Raw genomic sequence first — 14778 nt, 5'->3', positions numbered from 1 at the left:
CCGAGGCGATCACGCCTTTTTCAAAAACTCGGTCTTCAGCACCAGGCCCTTCACCTGCTTGGTGCTGCATTCGATCTCGCCGGGATTGCCGGTGAGGCGAATATTCTTCACCAGCGTGCCGCGCTTGATCGTCTCCGACGTGCCTTTGACCTTGAGATCCTTGATCAGGGTCACGGAGTCGCCCTCGTGCAGCGCCGTGCCATTGCTGTCTCTTACGATCGCGTCGGTCATGGCAGGTCTTTCGGGGAGCTCCGGTGCGGAGGTGGTTGGCTCATTACCCGGCCTATCTCACGGTTGGCGGCGAGGTCAAGCGTGCTGGGGTCGAGCCCACTGGGTCAAGCGTGCCGGCGGCCAAACGTGCCCGACCGGCAATGCTATGTGGACGGCCAACCGGAAAACTCGGTTGCGAGCAGAACCCCCCGGGCGGTAGTGGTATTGCCGCTCCGCGACATGCGCTCCGACCAAGCCGTCCTACATGCCCATGGCGCCACGGCAATCGAACAAAAGCCGTAGCCTTCATTACGTGGATATTCCGGCACGAGTTCAAATGGCTGAGCGCTCGCCGGTGCGGACAGGAAGGTCGCACAATGGCGGAGCTGCCCGCCCTTTCGCTTGGTCCGTTATTGCAATCGGCAAGAAGCCGGCGGTCACTTGTTGAGCTGCATGGCCATCTTGCAGAAGTCGGCATGCGTCTTGGCAATGCCTGCGTCGCTGCATTCCTTCAGCATCATGGCCCGGTCGCTTGTGGACATGGCCATCCATGCCGCCTTGAATTCGGCTTCCGACTTCATGCTCTTCATGCCGGCGTCGGTGAAGAAGGGCGTCATTTTCTGCGGATCGTCGAGCGCCGAAGTGCCAGTGGCACCGGCGGCAAGCGCTGCGCCGGTCATCATCGAAAGCGCCATCGCGCCCATGCAAAGCATCTTGATATTCATGATCATTCCTCCTGAGCTGCTGCTTTGAGGTTGTCCATCAGCGATCTACGAAGGAACGGCGTTTTGACCCAAAAGTTCCACGTTTCGGCGCAGGCATGGAACAGGATTGCCCGTGACGCCATTAATGCAAAAAATTCTACCATGACTGAATTGCCGCGCTGCCGACCAGGGCAATCTGGGTGAGATGCTGCGAAGTTGCACGCCGGCTCAATATGCCCGATCATGGCGATGGCGGGGCGGAGGTATCAAGTGGCGGCAAATCGTCGAAACGGCGCGCACCTGTCGGAGCCCCGGCAGGCGGGCATTGTTTCCGCGGCCAGGGCGCTTCCGCGCACATCCTTGCCCAGCGTAGCGTCGGTCGTGACGGCGGTCGCGGCACTCTATTTCGGGCGCGAGGTCTTTCTGCCGATCGCAATCGCGCTGCTGCTTACCTTTGCGCTCGTGCCCATGGTGTCGGCACTCAAGCGAGCCGGCATTCCGCGTCTTCCTGCCGTGATCGCCAGCGTGCTCGGCGCATTCACGGTGCTGGCTCTGTTCTCCTTCATCGTCGCCACGCAGGTCAGTGAACTGGCGCAGAACATTCCGCTTTACCAGGCGAATATCCTGACCAAGGTCCGGTCGCTCAAGGAAACCGGCGTCGGCGGCGGCATCGTTTCCAGATTGAGCCGGGTGATCGAACGCGTCGGCCAGGAGCTCGACAGACCCGAGCCCGCACAACCCGCCGCCGATCAGCCTCCGCGGGAACCGATCCCGGTCGAAATCGTCGCGCGCGAACGACCGCTCGAGGTCCTCCAGAATCTGATCGGCCCGCTGCTGAGCCCGCTGGCATCGGCCGGACTGATCGTCGTGGTCGTCATATTCATGCTGCTCGAGCGGGAGGATCTGCGCGATCGCTTCATACGCCTCGTCGGCTACGGCGATCTGCATCGAACCACCGAGGCGCTGCAGGATGCCGGCAAGCGTGTCGGCCGCTACCTGCTCATGCAATTGGTCGTGAACATCGTCTATGCCGTCCCGATTGCAATCGGACTTTGGCTGCTGGGCATACCCAATCCATTGCTGTGGGGCTTGCTGGCGCTGGCGCTGCGCTTCGTTCCCTATATCGGCCCGGTCATCGCGACGCTGCTGCCTCTATTCCTGGCGCTGGCCGTGGCGCCCGGCTGGTCGCTCGTGCTGTGGACCGCAGGGCTTTTCGTGGTCGTGGAATTGATCACCGGCAACGTGATCGAACCCTGGCTCTACGGCTCGCGCACCGGGCTGTCGCCATTGGCTATCATCGTTGCGGCGATCTTCTGGACCTGGCTCTGGGGACCATTGGGCCTGGTTCTGTCGACGCCGCTCACGGTCTGCCTCGTCGTGCTCGGCCGCCATGTGCCGCAGTTCGAATTCCTCGACGTTCTGTTCGGCAACGAACCCGTGCTCGAACCGCACGCACGGCTTTACCAGCGGCTGCTGGCCGGCGATCCCGAGGAAGCGACGGACCATGCCGAGGAGATGCTGGAGGAAAAATATCTGGTCGAGTTCTACGACGAGGTCGCGATTCCCGCACTTCTGCTCGGCGAGCAGGACCGGGTGCGTGGTGTGTTGAGCGATGAGCAAAGACAGCAGGTCGCGGGCAGCGCGCTGACGATGGTGGCGAACCTCGACGACAGCGCGCAGGAGGAGGCGGAAGCGGACGACACGGCCGCGGCCGAGGACAACGGCTCACGCGAGGACAAGCAGGTTCAGGGCGAGGTTCAGCGCGAGGACGACACCGAACTGCCGGATGGCACGGGCATGTCGGTGCTGTGTGCCGGAGGGCGCGGCGAACTCGACGACGCGGCTGCCGCCATGCTGGCGCAGGTGCTCGAGGTCCAGGGCGCCACGGTGTTGAGGGCGAGCTTCGCCGAGATGGAACCAGGGAGCATTCGCCACCTTGAGCTCGACGCCGTCGATACCGTCGTCGCCGGATTTTTGAACCGGGATTCCGTCAAGCACGGGCGGTTCCTGGTCCGTCGGCTGAAGCGCGCCAAACCAAGGTTGCGGGTGGGCATCGTGTTGTGGTCGGAATCCGACAGCGACAACCAGGAGGCAGATGCCAGATTGGCCAATGAGATCAACGCCGATTTCGTCGCACACGGCATGGTCGGCGCGGTGCTCGGTGCGTTGTCCAGCGCTCCGCCGGTGGCGCTGAAGACCACCGCCAAACGCCGCATGCGCCGCCTGGCGCCGGCGCGCAAGAAAGAGCCGCTCGCCGCGGCAAAATGAGCGCGGCCAACGACCGCGGCAGATGGAACTGTTACCGTTGTCGCGAAAACGGTAATAACGAGATGGATCGGGTGTCTTCGCGAGGGTCGAGCTTAACCGTCCGGACGGTGCCGCAGCAAAGGGCGCACCGCTCACACAGTCCAGAAATAGCGCACCGTATGGAAGAAGACCGGGGCGGCGAAGACCAGGCTGTCGGCGCGGTCCATCATGCCGCCATGGCCTTCGATCAGGTGGCCCCAGTCCTTGACGCCTTGATCGCGCTTGATGGCGGAGGCGACAAGCCCGCCGAGGAAGCCCATCAGGCAGGCGATGAACGCGACGCCGGCTGCCTGCAGCGGCGAAAACGGCGTCAGGAACGACAGCAGCGCGCCGAGCAGGCTTGACGCCGCCAGCCCGCCGACCAGCCCCTCCCAGGTCTTCGACGGCGAGACCGTCGGCGCCAGGAGATGCCGGCCGAACAGCTTGCCGAAGATATATTGCAGCACGTCGCTGCCTTGCACGGTGATGATCAGGAAAGCGATCAGCAACAGGTTGCGGCCTTCGAAGCCTGGCACTTCGAGCGTCAGCAGCGCCGGCACGTGGCTGACGCAGTAGACCGAAATCATGACAGCCCATTGCTGCGCCGAGACGCGCTCGAGAAAGCGCTCGGTGTCGCCGTGCAGCGCGGTGATCGCCGGCATCAGCAGGAAGCAGTAGACCGGGATGAAGATGGTGAAGAGCCCGTACCAGGCGGTCCACACCAGCCAGTACTGGAACGGGATGACGATGCCGAACATGCCGAGCAGCACCCAGTGGTCGCTGCGGCGGCTGTGCGTCAGCGTCACGAATTCGCGCAGGGCGGCGAAGGAAATCAGCGCGAACAGGATGGTCATGCCGGGACGGCCGAAAAAGAAGGCAACGGTGATCGCCACCACCATCACCCACCAGGCATTGATGCGCTGGGTCAGGTTGACCAGCGCCGGCGACAACGGCTTTGGCGCCCGCCATGACAAGACGCCGGCGATGACGCTGGCGCTGATCAGCACCGCCAGCAGGCCGACAATCAGAATGAGGGTCTCGTGCATCATCGGCAGCATTTTGCCTTGGTCCTCAATCGTCTCGCTGCGGCCGGGGGTTCAGCGTCAGCAGCGTTTCGCGGGCGCGGTCGAGAAAGGCGCGGCGTTCCTCACCCGGTCGAATGGCGATCGGCGCGCCGAAGACGACGCGGCAAAGCAGCGGCACCGGCACGAATTGCCCCTTGGGCAGCACCCGCGACATGTTCTCGATCCAGCACGGGATAAGCTCGACATCGGGCCGCGCCATCGACAGGTTGTAGAGGCCGGAGCGGAACGGCAGCAGCGGTTCGTCGGTCATGTTGCGCGTGCCTTCGGGAAACAGGATCAGCGAATGGCCCTGGTCGAGCACCGACAGCATGATCGAGATCGGGTGCTGCGTTTCGTCCGTCCATTGCCGGTGGATCAGCACGGAAGACAGCATGTCCTCGGCAATGAAACGGCGCAGCCGCGTCTTGCCCCAATAATCGGCGGCCGCCACCGCATGGGTACGGGCGCGTTCCTTCTCGCTGAGGCAGGCCGACAGCAGGATGAAATCGCCGTGGCTGGCATGGTTGGCGAAGTAGATGCGCTGCCGGTCCGATGGCTGGCTGCCGTTCCAGATCGGCCGTACGCCGGTGACCACCCAGGCCAGCGCCGACAGGCCGACCGAGGTCACCGTCTGCAGCAAGGTATAGGTGCTGACGCGAAGCTTTGTCATGGACAGGCTCAAAAGAATGCCGCGACGACCGAGGCCGCCGCGAACAGGCTGAAAGCGATACGCTGCCTGGCGAGCAGACAGCGCGTGCCGGCCATCCGCTGGTCGAGCGAGCGGCCGCCGGCCGCCGTGGGTTTCAGCCGCATGCGCGCCAGCACGTCGTCAATCGCTGCGCCGCCGCCTGCCTCGCTGGCGTGGCTGGCCATCAGCCGGAACAGCAGCGCGTCGAACAAAAGCAGGGCCGACAGAATAATTGTGGCTATGGCACCCGCGGCGGCGATCAGCCAGGCCGCCGCCGACAGCGACGATGTTTGCGGCGCAGCCGCCAGGCCGACGACCGGCGCCGCCAGCAGGGCAGCAGCAATCAACAGCAGCGGCCATGCCACCTGTACTATCAGCCCGGCTGCGAACGTCTCGGCCCTATCTCGAAAGGCGGTCATGTCGCCGCGTCCATGCCAAGATGCACAGGCCGGCCCGCGGCGGCGAGTTGGCCTCGCGCCTGATCACGCGTGACGGCCCGGCCGCTGGCGACCAGCCATTCGGCGACGACGGCGGCGCTGCGCTGGAAGCCGAGCGCACAGCAGACCAGCACCGTGCCCTGGCTCTGCGCCGTCTCGATCGCCGCCACCGCTTGCGCACGCGCCTCGCGAGACGGCGGCAAAAGGTCGACCATGGGCAGGCTCAACCAGTGGATCGAGACGCCACGCGGCCTTTCCAATTCGCCGGCAAGGTCGATCACCGTGCCGAAGGCGTCGGCCTCGGCGGCGGTCGGAAAACGGCCAAGGGAAACACCGTCGGCGATGACGATCTGCGCCGGAAGCTTTCGCGTCCACGCCCAGACATTGGCCTTGGCGGCAACCCGGTAGGACCACAGCAGAAGACGGCTGGCCAGCGACACGCTGCCATCGGCTGTTTTCTGGAACACCTTGGCGCCGGCGCCGGCATAGGCGAAAGCGACTATGGCCAGCGCCAGTGCCGGCCACAACAGGATGAGCCACAGCGCCGAGACCAACGCGCCGGCGGCCGCGCCGGCCAGCGCCAGGCTTGCGCCGAGCGCATAGAACAGCGCCAGCCGCCGCGCCTTCGGGTCAGCGCTCAGGCGGAAGCCGGCGAACGGCAGCTCGCCGTCGCGCGGAAACAGCCACAGCGCGAAAAGGCCGAGCAGCGCGCCGGTCGGAATGTCGATGAAATGGTGCTGCCATGTCGTCAGCACCGATGCGCCGATCAGGAAACACCAGGCATGCCAGGCGACGCCGGCAATGCCGGTCAATCTGTGACGCCAATGGTCCCAGATGATGACCAGCAGCGCGATATGCAGCGACGGCGCCTGGTTGAAGGGTTTGTCGAAGCCTCCGAGTACGGCGAACATGAAGCCGGGGAGGCCGCTCGTCTGCGGGCGCACGAAGGTCGCCGTCAGCGGGAACAGGATGAAGCAGGCGACAGCGACGAGCTGCGCCGTCAGATAGCGGCCGGCAAGGCGGTCGACGCCGCTCTTCGAATTGTTCAACAGCAGCGACAGGCCATAGAACAGGTTGATCGACCAGTAGGGCACGATCGTCCAGGCAAGGAACGGGATGCCATGCTCCCAACCGAAGACGATGCTGCCGACGTCGTCGCGCCGCGACGCCAGCCAATTGGCGAAGCCGTAGGTGGCGTAGAAGAACGGCGCCAGAAATGCCAGCCACAGCGCGGCGCGCAGGACTATCCCGGTATACGGCTCGCGCGGCAAGGCCGGAAGGGCAGGGGCATCGCGAGGTAAGGCAGAGGCAGGCAAGTCCATGCTCAGACGCGCCGCGCGACCGAAACGGTGAAGATGCCCCACTGGTCGATGCGCTGGTCGTGCTTCTCGAAGCCGGCGGCCGCCACCAGCTGGTCCATCTCGGCCTGCGTGCGGCGGCGCATCACCCAGGCCTGGCCGCCGCGATGCGAGGTCAGGCTGCGCGCGATCATCTCGAGCTGCGGATGCCAGGGCTGGTTGGTGTAGACGAGCAGCCTTCCGGGCTGCATCGCGCTGGCCAGTCCACCGAGCGAGCGCCCGATCATGGCATTGTCGGAAAACAATTCGTAGAGCCCCGAGACGATGGCGAGATCCGGCGCCGGTTCGAGCCCGGCCAGCATCGTGGCGTCGAAGGCGTCACCTTGATGGAACGAGACGGTCGCCGGCAGCCTGCGCTCGGCGATCAGCTTGCGGCCGAGCGAGACGTTGAGCTCGGAGAAATCCTGCAGCCGTACGCTTGCCGGTGGCTCGGCGCATTTCTGCACGGCATCGAGCACGTAGCGGCCATGGCCGGCGGCGATATCGACGATATGGACTGGCCGGCCGGCGGCCTTCAGCGTCTCAACGGCGCTGCCGATCAGCTCCTCCAGATGCAGCTTGCGCTGGCGGATGCCGCGCCAGCCGATGGCATCGAGAAAGGTGCGGTCGATCATGCGACCGATGGGGCTGATGCCGCGCGCCTCGTTCTCGTAGACATAGTCGAGCGTCGAGCCGGAATCGAAGCCGGTGGCAATCCCCGTCTTCATGCCCGACGACAGCCAGGCGCCCATGCGGATCGAGGCGCGGCTCATCGCCCAGTAGAGGCCTCTGGGCGACAGCAGCGGCAGCGGCGAGGCCAGCCGGTCGGCCTCGTCGCGTGTATAGCCGGCGCGGTCGGCGCAGGTCAGGTCGACCGGCTCTTCCGGCGCTGTGAACTGCCTTTCGAGGAAAGGCCTGATCAGGTCGAGTGCCTTGTGGCGGTCGCGCTCGCCCAGCGTGTCGTGAAAGAAACCGGGCAGCACGTGCCGCTCCTTGGCCGGGCTCGCCAGGTTGACGAAAAACTCGTGCTGCGGTCCATGCCGCACCACCCAATCGCTGCCGGAAATCAGAACCTGTGTCGGCACGGTGATGGCGCGGGCGTCGGCGACGATGCGCGCGGCATGGTCGTAGAGTTCGACCAGGATGTTGGAGGCGATCGGCCGGGTGATCAGCGGGTCGGCGTCGAAGGAGGCGATGCGCTCGGGGTCGTGCGTCAGGAATTTCGCCTTGACGTAGGAATTGACGAAGAAGCGGCCCTTCAGCTTCTGCCACAACGCAATGCCTTGCTTGGCGAAGGGCACGTAGAGCTTGACCGAGAAGGCGGGCGAGGCCAGCACCAGGGCGCGAATGTCGGGCGCATAATCGTGCACCCAGGCGGCGGCAAGCACAGCGCCGAAGGATTGCGCGATCAGCGCAATGTCGCGCCGGGCAAAACCGTCGCTGCCGATCTCGCGCACGAAGCAATCGATGTCGCGCACCAGCGCCGCAAAGGACGGCGCATAGCCGCGTTCGCCGGCGGAGCGGCCATTGCCACGCGCGTCCCAGGCATAGAAGGCGTGGTCGGGCATCTGGAGCTCGTCGACCAGATGCGCCATGCGGCCGCCATGCTCGTGGCCGCGGTGGAACAGCAGGATGGCGCCCTTGCGGTTTTCCGACAGCGCCGGCCAATAGCGATAGAAAATCTCGGTGCCGTCATGGCTCTTGAAGCTGCGCTCCTGCGCCACCCGCTCGATGTTGGCTGAAGCCACTGCGGCAACCGTCTGTTGGTGAAGCATGTTGTTCTCCCTGGCGAGACCGGAATTCAGCTGCCGCTCCCGTTAAGCCCGCTGCGTATCCGGTTGATGGCGGTCGCCAGCGAGAGTGTAGCCATGGCCGGAAACACGAGCGGCGTGAGCGCCGGGACCCACAGGCCGGACGCGACAAGCACGGCGAGGATGCCAAGTGCCAGCGCCCGGTCGCTTTTGCCGAACGGGCCGGCATAGTTGCGCCCGGTTCCTGCGGCGATACCGAGCACGCCGGCGAACTCCGTGATCATCGCCGCGATAGCAAACGCAACGACGCCCCAGGCAGGAAAAAGGACGGCAAGGGCCAGGATCAAAGCGAGATCGGAGACAACGTCGCAGATCTCGTTGAGATACATGCCGAGCTTCGAGGCCTGGCCATGTTCCCTTGCGAGCATGCCGTCGATCGCATTCAGCGCCATTCGCATAAACAGCACGAACGGCATCAGCAGAAAGACCGCGCGGTATTCGGCAAGGGCTGCCACCACAAGGCCGGTGGCGAGCGAGAGGGCAGCGGCCAACAGCGTGATCTGGTTGGCGGTGACGCCGGCCCTGGCCAGGCCGTCGGCAAGCGGCCGCAGCCTGGTCTGGAAGGCCGGTTTCAGCGCATAAAGCGTAGGCATATGCGAACCCCCCGGCCGCGGTGCAAATGATGTTGGCGAGGATGGTCAATTGGCGCGCAAGACGCAAGGGCGGCGCCCTGCCACTTTTCGACATCCGGTTGTGTCGGCGCTAGCTTTCGCTGCTGCCATCGTCGCCCGGGAACCGTGCGGGCAAGCTTTCTTCGGCCGCCGCCCAGGCGCGACTATGATAACGCCGCAGGACGAGAATGCAGGTCGCGAAGACCGCCAGCCCGCAAATCACGCCGGGCGACATGCCTCCGCCGAAAGCGGACTTAACAACGATGCCGGTGAAGACGCCGGCGATGGCGCCGTTGATCGTGCCCACCATTCCCGCGGTCGTCATGAAATATTGCAGCGGCGAGGGCCTGAGACCTTTGTCGACCAGCACCGCCGAGGGGTGCGTGGAATTGACAAGGTATCTTTGCAGGACGGGCGCCAGTTCGACGAAATAGTGGCGGATCCTGGCCATGCCGCGGGCATGCACCATGTCCTCGATGGCAACCTGCACCGCGCGCACGAAGGTGACCAGTCCGATGAAGAAGAGGCAAGGCAGCAAGATCAGGCTGAACAACACGAACGGCCTGCCCATTTCGGTGACCTGTGCGACGAAGGACAATGCAATCGTTGCGCTCGAGACCGAGGTCAGGAACAGGTCGGCTCGCTGGTTCGCTTCCTGAATGGTCGCGGCGCGGGCGTTTTGCAGCACAAAATGCTCGGTCGTCAGGCACTGCAAAGCCTGCTGCGCCTGGTCAGGCGGAACCGGCGCGTCGGGAGAACGGGTCATCGACATTGCCCGCTTCTGCCCGCCGGAGACCGGCAGGGCAGAAGGGGGCGTCGTCCTGCTGCGAGCCATCAGGACTTGTCGCTGCCGCCCTTGATGGCGATACGCTTGGCCTTGTCCTGGGCGCGCTCCGTCTTCGGCAGCGTCACGCTGAGCACACCGTTCCGGAACGCGGCATTCACCTTGTCTTCGTCGACTTCGTAGCCGAGCGGGATCCGCCGCTCGAAACGGCCATAGAAACGTTCGGAGAACTGCCTGTCCTTGTCCTCGGTCTCTTCACGTTTCTCGCCGCGCAGCGTCAGTACGCCGTCATCGAGCAGCAGCTCGACGTCCTTCTCGTCCATGCCGGGGATCTCGGCGGTGACGCGGATCTCCTTTTCGCCATCGGAGATTTCGACACTGGGCCAGCTGGCGCGGGCAGCGGAGAAGCCACCGAGCGACGGCAGCCGCGTGTCGAAGCCGCGGAACGCCTCGTCGAACAAGCGGTTCATTTCGCGATGCAGCGTCAGGAAGGGATCGCGATCGCCGTGCCGGAACAGGCTGGGGGCCTGATTGTTCTCCCGGCCCCAGGGAATGAGATCACGAATAGCCATTGCATAGTCTCCTTTCTCGACCGGTGCATTCAGGCAGCCTGCTTGTTTGCTTCGACCTGCGCGACCTTCGGCCCGGTCTTCGGCGCCGCGAAATCGGTCGCGATGGCGATGCGCCGAGGCTTCATCTCCTCGGGCACCTCACGTACCAGATCGATGCTGAGCAGGCCGTTGTCGAGCGAGGCGCCCGCGACCTTGACGTGATCAGCAAGCTCGAAACGGCGCGTAAAGGGCCGTGTGGCGAGGCCACGATGCAGATACTCCGCGTTATCCGGCTCCTTGTGCTGGCCGGAGATAATCAGGAGGTTGGGTTCATGGGTGATTTCGAGGTCGTCCTCGGAAAAACCAGCGACGGCGATAGTGACGCGGTAGTTATTCTCGCCGCTGCGCGCGATGTCATAGGGCGGCCAGGCGTCGAAAGCCTGCGGAGCATTTTCCAGCAGGTTGAAGATGCGGTCGAAGCCGATGCTCGACCGATAGAGCGGGGAAAAGTCGACTGCGGTTCTCATAGCTACATCCTCCATCGAGCAACATAGATACGAGGGGCGCCAAAGAGCTGGCGCTCCCTGGTTCCGCCGGCCCCATTTCGGCGACCGATGCCTTCGATCTGGTTATTGTCCGCCGCAAGTCAAGACCCGGTGGCTTTCGCGTTGCCGGTTTTTTCGGGTCGGTTTTTCGGCCGGTTCGGCGAGGCTGCCAATCTCCCTTTTTGCGGCGAGATATCCGGCAGGAGATTGCCTGTTTCCCAGCTGGCCTCAGTCGCCAACGCTGACTTCCCCGGCGGTTATTGTCTGCTGCAGGTCAAGACCCAGATTCTTCTGTTGCCGGGCCCATTCCCGGCACTTGCAGATGGAGCTGACCATGACACGCGACGAGATCATTTCTGTGCTGGGCCCGGTCGATGAAGCCGTGATCGCCGACATTGCGGCGACGGACGGAACGGTCCAGGAATTGCGCGAGGCCCTGGCCTGGATCGCCGCCGACGAGGCTCTGGTGAACGAGGGCCGGCCGCTGCCGACGGCAAGGGTAGCGACGCTGATCGAACTGCTGCAAGGGCCGGACGAGGACGAATAACCGGCTGTCGCCGCGATGCTCTTGAACCGCGCCCCATGCTCTTGAACCGCGCAAAGAGGCGAACCATGTCCTTCAGCGGCGCCGGCCGGCCGCCGGTGCCCGCCTGCATAACGTTGCTTGCTCAAACAAGAAGACGATCAGAAAACAAGGAGGAAGTGATGGACGACGTCCGCTTTACCGAGCCGATCACGTTGAAATTCCAATCCAGCGAGCGCAAGGTCGCCAGCAGTTGGGAAGCCATCGAATGCATGCGCCAGCAGTGGCCGGACCGTGCACGCGGCCGGAGTTGGCGCGCTGCCTATCGGACCTGCCGGGACGCGCTCGACGGTTGGCGTACCGCGCATGATGCGCGCAAGGCCTTCGTCAGGGCGGCGCGCAAGGCCGGATTGCTCGCATCGGCCCGCAAGCCTGTCGACCACGCCGGCTAGTCCGGACCCCCTCCGATATTGTGAGGTCCAAAACAAGTGGGGAGAGGCAGCTGCCTTTCCCCACTTCGGAGACTTTGTCCGCTGTCTAGCGGCTGATCGGCTTGCTCCTCAGTGGACGGTGATAATGCCGTTTACGGCCCGCCATTCGGAGGGCTGGATCAGGTGATGATGGGCGACGCGCACCGAATGCAGCGGGCCTTCGATCTCGCGCTCCCAGAAATCGAGGAAATGCTTCAGCGTCGGGAAATCGGGGGCAATATCGTATTCCTGCCAGATGTAGAGCTGCAGCAGGCTCCGATGATCGGGCAGGCGGTAGTGGATCTCCGCCGTGGTGAGGCCAAACCCTTGCATCTGGAGCTGAAAGTCCCTGCTGGTCATGCGATCGTCCTTTCCGTTGAAATCTCGGTCCGTTGAAATCTCAGTTCGCAAAACGCCTCGCCTTCCACATAGGTTCCAGCCGCCACGAGGGCTCCGGATGGGCGGGATTTTGAAAATATCCTGCCAAAATTTGAGCCGCATGTAGCTGAGAGCGGCTAATGTGCGAACGTCTACAGCGTATTGGCACTCTCAGGTGCCGAGTGCTAAAATTTTTGCCTGATCCTCTTGAAAGCTGAAAAAAGCGCGACTAGTTCGTATGCGCGCGATGCCTGATGAAGGGTCGCGCACCCCGTACCGGGCCGATATTGCCGGTCCGGTCAGGAGGATTTTCGAAAATCTGTTTGTCCCGAGAGGAGAACGACATGACGTTCCGTCCATTGCACGACCGTATCCTGGTCCGCCGCATCGAGGTCGACGAGAAGACCGCCGGCGGCATCATCATCCCCGACACCGCCAAGGAGAAGCCGCAGGAGGGCGAGGTCATTGCCGCCGGTCCGGGCGCGCGCGACGACAGCGGCCAGTTGCAGCCGCTCGACGTCAAGGTCGGCGACCGCATCCTGTTCGGCAAATGGTCCGGCACCGAGATCAAGCTCAATGGCGAGGATCTGCTCATCATGAAAGAGAGCGACGTGCTGGGCGTTATCGAGGGCGCCGGCGAGATGAAGAGGGCCGCCTGAGCGGGGCCTGAACAAGCATTCCAGTCAACGAAAAGCTGCCTATTCGAAGGAGTGATCCAATGGCTGCCAAAGATGTGAAATTTCATACCGAAGCCCGCGAGAAAATGCTGCGCGGCGTCGATATTCTCGCCAATGCGGTGAAGGTAACGCTCGGTCCCAAGGGCCGCAATGTCGTCTTCGACAAGTCGTTCGGCGCGCCGCGCATCACCAAGGACGGCGTGACTGTCGCCAAAGAAATCGAGTTGGAGGACAAGTTCGAGAATATGGGCGCGCAGATGGTGCGCGAGGTCGCCTCGAAGACCAGCGACACCGCAGGCGATGGCACCACGACTGCGACGATTCTTGCTCAGGCCATTGTCAGGGAAGGGGCCAAGGCGGTCGCTGCCGGCATGAACCCGATGGATTTGAAGCGCGGCATCGACAAGGCGGTCGACGCCGTCGTCGCCGACCTGAAATCCAATGCCCGCAAGGTGACCAGGAACGACGAAATCGCTCAGGTCGGCGCCATCTCTGCCAATGGCGATGCCGAGATCGGCCGCTTCCTCGCAGAGGCGATGGAAAGGGTTGGCAATGAGGGTGTCATCACTGTCGAGGAAGCCAAGACCGCTGAGACTGAGTTGGAAGTGGTCGAAGGCATGCAGTTCGACCGTGGCTATCTCTCGCCCTATTTCATCACCAACCAGGATAAGATGCGCGTCGAACTCGAAGAACCCTATGTGCTGATCCACGAGAAGAAGCTGTCCAACCTGCAGGCCATGCTTCCTGTGCTCGAAGCCGCCGTGCAATCCGGCAAGCCGCTGTTGATCATCGCCGAGGACGTCGAAGGCGAGGCGCTGGCGACGCTGGTCGTCAACAAATTGCGCGGCGGCCTGAAGGTTGCGGCCGTCAAGGCGCCGGGCTTCGGTGATCGCCGCAAGGCCATGCTCGAAGACATCGCCATCCTGACCGGCGGCACGGCGATCTCGGAAGACCTCGGCATCAAGCTCGAGAACGTCACACTGGAGATGCTCGGCCGCGCCAAGAAGGTGCTGATCGAGAAGGAGAACACCACCATCGTCGACGGTGCCGGCCGCAAGGATGAAATCCAGGCCCGCATCAGCCAGATCAAGGCGCAGATCGAGGAAACCACCTCCGACTACGACCGCGAGAAGCTGCAGGAGCGGTTGGCCAAGCTCGCTGGCGGTGTCGCAGTCATCCGCGTCGGCGGCTCGACCGAGATCGAGGTCAGGGAGCGCAAGGATCGCGTCGACGACGCCATGCACGCCACACGCGCGGCGGTCGAGGAGGGTATCCTGCCCGGCGGCGGCGTGGCGCTGCTGAGGGCGGCGAAGGCGCTCGATAACGTCGTCGTCGACAATCCCGATCAGAAGACCGGTGTCGACATCGTGCGTCGCGCCATCGAAGCGCCGGTGCGCCAGATCGCCGAGAACGCCGGTGCGGAAGGTTCGATCATCGTCGGCAAGCTGCGCGAGACGACCGACTTCGGCTATGGCTGGAACGCCCAGACCAACGAGTTCGGCGACCTGTACGGGCAGGGCGTCATCGACCCGGCCAAGGTCGTACGCACTGCGCTGCAGGGTGCCGCCTCTGTTGCCGGCCTGCTGGTGACGACCGAGGCGATGGTGGCCGAGAAGCCGAAGAAGGAAGCTGCCGCGCCGGTGATGCCCGGCGGAGGCGGCATGGACTTCTAAGGCCAGGCTTCCAAAGCGCGACTTCGAAA

Annotated in this window: 17 protein-coding genes; 5 read left to right on the top strand and 12 right to left on the bottom strand. The window is 63.9% G+C overall.

The window, feature by feature from the left end; all coding sequences use genetic code 11:
* Positions 1-9 precede the first annotated feature (9 nt).
* On the bottom strand, positions 10-231 hold the full coding sequence (locus tag NKG60_RS03470; RefSeq protein ID WP_352467930.1) for an alkylphosphonate utilization protein: 222 nt from the start codon (positions 229-231) through the stop codon (positions 10-12).
* A 416-nt stretch (positions 232-647) separates the two neighbouring features.
* Positions 648-935 (bottom strand): hypothetical protein, encoded by a 288-nt coding sequence (locus tag NKG60_RS03465; protein ID WP_352490065.1) that lies wholly within the window; start codon positions 933-935, stop codon positions 648-650.
* A 249-nt stretch (positions 936-1184) separates the two neighbouring features.
* On the opposite strand from NKG60_RS03465, the gene NKG60_RS03460 reads away from it, so the two are divergent.
* Positions 1185-3182, top strand: a complete 1998-nt coding sequence (locus NKG60_RS03460) for an AI-2E family transporter (protein ID WP_352661489.1) — start codon at positions 1185-1187, stop codon at positions 3180-3182.
* Positions 3183-3313: 131 nt separating this feature from the next.
* On the opposite strand, the gene NKG60_RS03455 is transcribed toward NKG60_RS03460, so the two are convergent.
* From NKG60_RS03455 to NKG60_RS03415, 9 genes are all read right to left on the bottom strand, one after another.
* On the bottom strand, positions 3314-4249 hold the full coding sequence (locus tag NKG60_RS03455) for a phosphatidate cytidylyltransferase (protein ID WP_352662353.1): 936 nt from the start codon (positions 4247-4249) through the stop codon (positions 3314-3316).
* Positions 4250-4271: 22 nt separating this feature from the next.
* Entirely contained in the window at positions 4272-4934 is a 663-nt protein-coding gene (locus tag NKG60_RS03450; protein ID WP_352661486.1) for a lysophospholipid acyltransferase family protein, read from the bottom strand.
* Between the two features lie 8 nt (positions 4935-4942).
* Positions 4943-5371, bottom strand: coding sequence for a hypothetical protein (locus NKG60_RS03445; RefSeq protein ID WP_352661483.1), 429 nt, complete (start codon positions 5369-5371; stop codon positions 4943-4945).
* Complete coding sequence (locus tag NKG60_RS03440) at positions 5368-6711, bottom strand: phosphatase PAP2/dual specificity phosphatase family protein (RefSeq protein WP_352661480.1); 1344 nt, start codon at positions 6709-6711, stop codon at positions 5368-5370. Before NKG60_RS03440 ends, NKG60_RS03445 begins: the two co-directional genes overlap by 4 nt.
* A gap of 2 nt (positions 6712-6713) precedes the next feature.
* Positions 6714-8501 (bottom strand): bifunctional alpha/beta hydrolase/class I SAM-dependent methyltransferase, encoded by a 1788-nt coding sequence (locus tag NKG60_RS03435; RefSeq protein WP_352974089.1) that lies wholly within the window; start codon positions 8499-8501, stop codon positions 6714-6716.
* A 26-nt stretch (positions 8502-8527) separates the two neighbouring features.
* Positions 8528-9130, bottom strand: coding sequence for a CDP-alcohol phosphatidyltransferase family protein (locus tag NKG60_RS03430; RefSeq protein WP_352661474.1), 603 nt, complete (start codon positions 9128-9130; stop codon positions 8528-8530).
* Positions 9131-9239: 109 nt separating this feature from the next.
* On the bottom strand, positions 9240-9914 hold the full coding sequence (locus tag NKG60_RS03425; protein ID WP_352661471.1) for a hypothetical protein: 675 nt from the start codon (positions 9912-9914) through the stop codon (positions 9240-9242).
* Positions 9915-9982: 68 nt separating this feature from the next.
* The gene (locus NKG60_RS03420) at positions 9983-10504 is read right to left on the bottom strand and encodes an Hsp20/alpha crystallin family protein (protein WP_352974086.1); all 522 of its coding nucleotides are present in this window, start codon (positions 10502-10504) and stop codon (positions 9983-9985) included.
* A 29-nt stretch (positions 10505-10533) separates the two neighbouring features.
* Positions 10534-11010 (bottom strand): Hsp20 family protein, encoded by a 477-nt coding sequence (locus tag NKG60_RS03415; RefSeq protein WP_352661465.1) that lies wholly within the window; start codon positions 11008-11010, stop codon positions 10534-10536.
* Positions 11011-11362: 352 nt separating this feature from the next.
* Here NKG60_RS03415 and NKG60_RS03410 point away from each other — a divergent pair, with 352 nt between their 5' ends.
* Positions 11363-11575 carry a hypothetical protein gene (locus tag NKG60_RS03410; RefSeq protein WP_352490081.1) on the top strand — a complete coding sequence of 71 codons (213 nt, stop codon included), beginning with the start codon at positions 11363-11365 and terminating at the stop codon, positions 11573-11575.
* A gap of 158 nt (positions 11576-11733) precedes the next feature.
* Positions 11734-12003 (top strand): DUF982 domain-containing protein, encoded by a 270-nt coding sequence (locus NKG60_RS03405; protein WP_352661462.1) that lies wholly within the window; start codon positions 11734-11736, stop codon positions 12001-12003.
* Positions 12004-12111: 108 nt separating this feature from the next.
* On the opposite strand, the gene NKG60_RS03400 is transcribed toward NKG60_RS03405, so the two are convergent.
* Positions 12112-12381 (bottom strand): usg protein, encoded by a 270-nt coding sequence (locus tag NKG60_RS03400; RefSeq protein WP_023718102.1) that lies wholly within the window; start codon positions 12379-12381, stop codon positions 12112-12114.
* A 362-nt stretch (positions 12382-12743) separates the two neighbouring features.
* Here NKG60_RS03400 and NKG60_RS03395 point away from each other — a divergent pair, with 362 nt between their 5' ends.
* Complete coding sequence (locus tag NKG60_RS03395; RefSeq protein ID WP_023718103.1) at positions 12744-13058, top strand: co-chaperone GroES; 315 nt, start codon at positions 12744-12746, stop codon at positions 13056-13058.
* 59 nt (positions 13059-13117) lie between these two features.
* Entirely contained in the window at positions 13118-14749 is a 1632-nt protein-coding gene (gene groL, locus NKG60_RS03390; protein WP_352661459.1) for a chaperonin GroEL, read from the top strand.
* Positions 14750-14778 lie beyond the last annotated feature (29 nt).

This window comes from Mesorhizobium sp. M1428 (assembly GCF_040317515.1).
In the GTDB taxonomy this organism is placed as follows: Bacteria; Pseudomonadota; Alphaproteobacteria; order Rhizobiales; family Rhizobiaceae; genus Mesorhizobium.
The sequence above is the reverse complement of the archived record's forward strand: the minus strand, read 5'-3'. Positions and strand labels throughout refer to the sequence as shown.

What these genes read in the sequence shown, in the direction of transcription:
- NKG60_RS03470 (WP_352467930.1), bottom strand. Translation starts at nt 231, where the DNA reads ATGACCGACGCGATCGTAAGAGACAGCAATGGCACGGCGCTGCACGAG.
- NKG60_RS03465 (WP_352490065.1), bottom strand. Translation starts at nt 935, where the DNA reads ATGAATATCAAGATGCTTTGCATGGGCGCGATGGCGCTTTCGATGATG.
- NKG60_RS03455 (WP_352662353.1), bottom strand. Translation starts at nt 4,249, where the DNA reads ATGATGCACGAGACCCTCATTCTGATTGTCGGCCTGCTGGCGGTGCTG.
- NKG60_RS03450 (WP_352661486.1), bottom strand. Translation starts at nt 4,934, where the DNA reads ATGACAAAGCTTCGCGTCAGCACCTATACCTTGCTGCAGACGGTGACC.
- NKG60_RS03445 (WP_352661483.1), bottom strand. Translation starts at nt 5,371, where the DNA reads ATGACCGCCTTTCGAGATAGGGCCGAGACGTTCGCAGCCGGGCTGATA.
- NKG60_RS03440 (WP_352661480.1), bottom strand. Translation starts at nt 6,711, where the DNA reads ATGGACTTGCCTGCCTCTGCCTTACCTCGCGATGCCCCTGCCCTTCCG.
- NKG60_RS03435 (WP_352974089.1), bottom strand. Translation starts at nt 8,501, where the DNA reads ATGCTTCACCAACAGACGGTTGCCGCAGTGGCTTCAGCCAACATCGAG.
- NKG60_RS03430 (WP_352661474.1), bottom strand. Translation starts at nt 9,130, where the DNA reads ATGCCTACGCTTTATGCGCTGAAACCGGCCTTCCAGACCAGGCTGCGG.
- NKG60_RS03425 (WP_352661471.1), bottom strand. Translation starts at nt 9,914, where the DNA reads ATGACCCGTTCTCCCGACGCGCCGGTTCCGCCTGACCAGGCGCAGCAG.
- NKG60_RS03420 (WP_352974086.1), bottom strand. Translation starts at nt 10,504, where the DNA reads ATGGCTATTCGTGATCTCATTCCCTGGGGCCGGGAGAACAATCAGGCC.
- NKG60_RS03415 (WP_352661465.1), bottom strand. Translation starts at nt 11,010, where the DNA reads ATGAGAACCGCAGTCGACTTTTCCCCGCTCTATCGGTCGAGCATCGGC.
- NKG60_RS03410 (WP_352490081.1), top strand. Translation starts at nt 11,363, where the DNA reads ATGACACGCGACGAGATCATTTCTGTGCTGGGCCCGGTCGATGAAGCC.
- NKG60_RS03405 (WP_352661462.1), top strand. Translation starts at nt 11,734, where the DNA reads ATGGACGACGTCCGCTTTACCGAGCCGATCACGTTGAAATTCCAATCC.
- NKG60_RS03400 (WP_023718102.1), bottom strand. Translation starts at nt 12,381, where the DNA reads ATGACCAGCAGGGACTTTCAGCTCCAGATGCAAGGGTTTGGCCTCACC.
- NKG60_RS03395 (WP_023718103.1), top strand. Translation starts at nt 12,744, where the DNA reads ATGACGTTCCGTCCATTGCACGACCGTATCCTGGTCCGCCGCATCGAG.
- groL (WP_352661459.1), top strand. Translation starts at nt 13,118, where the DNA reads ATGGCTGCCAAAGATGTGAAATTTCATACCGAAGCCCGCGAGAAAATG.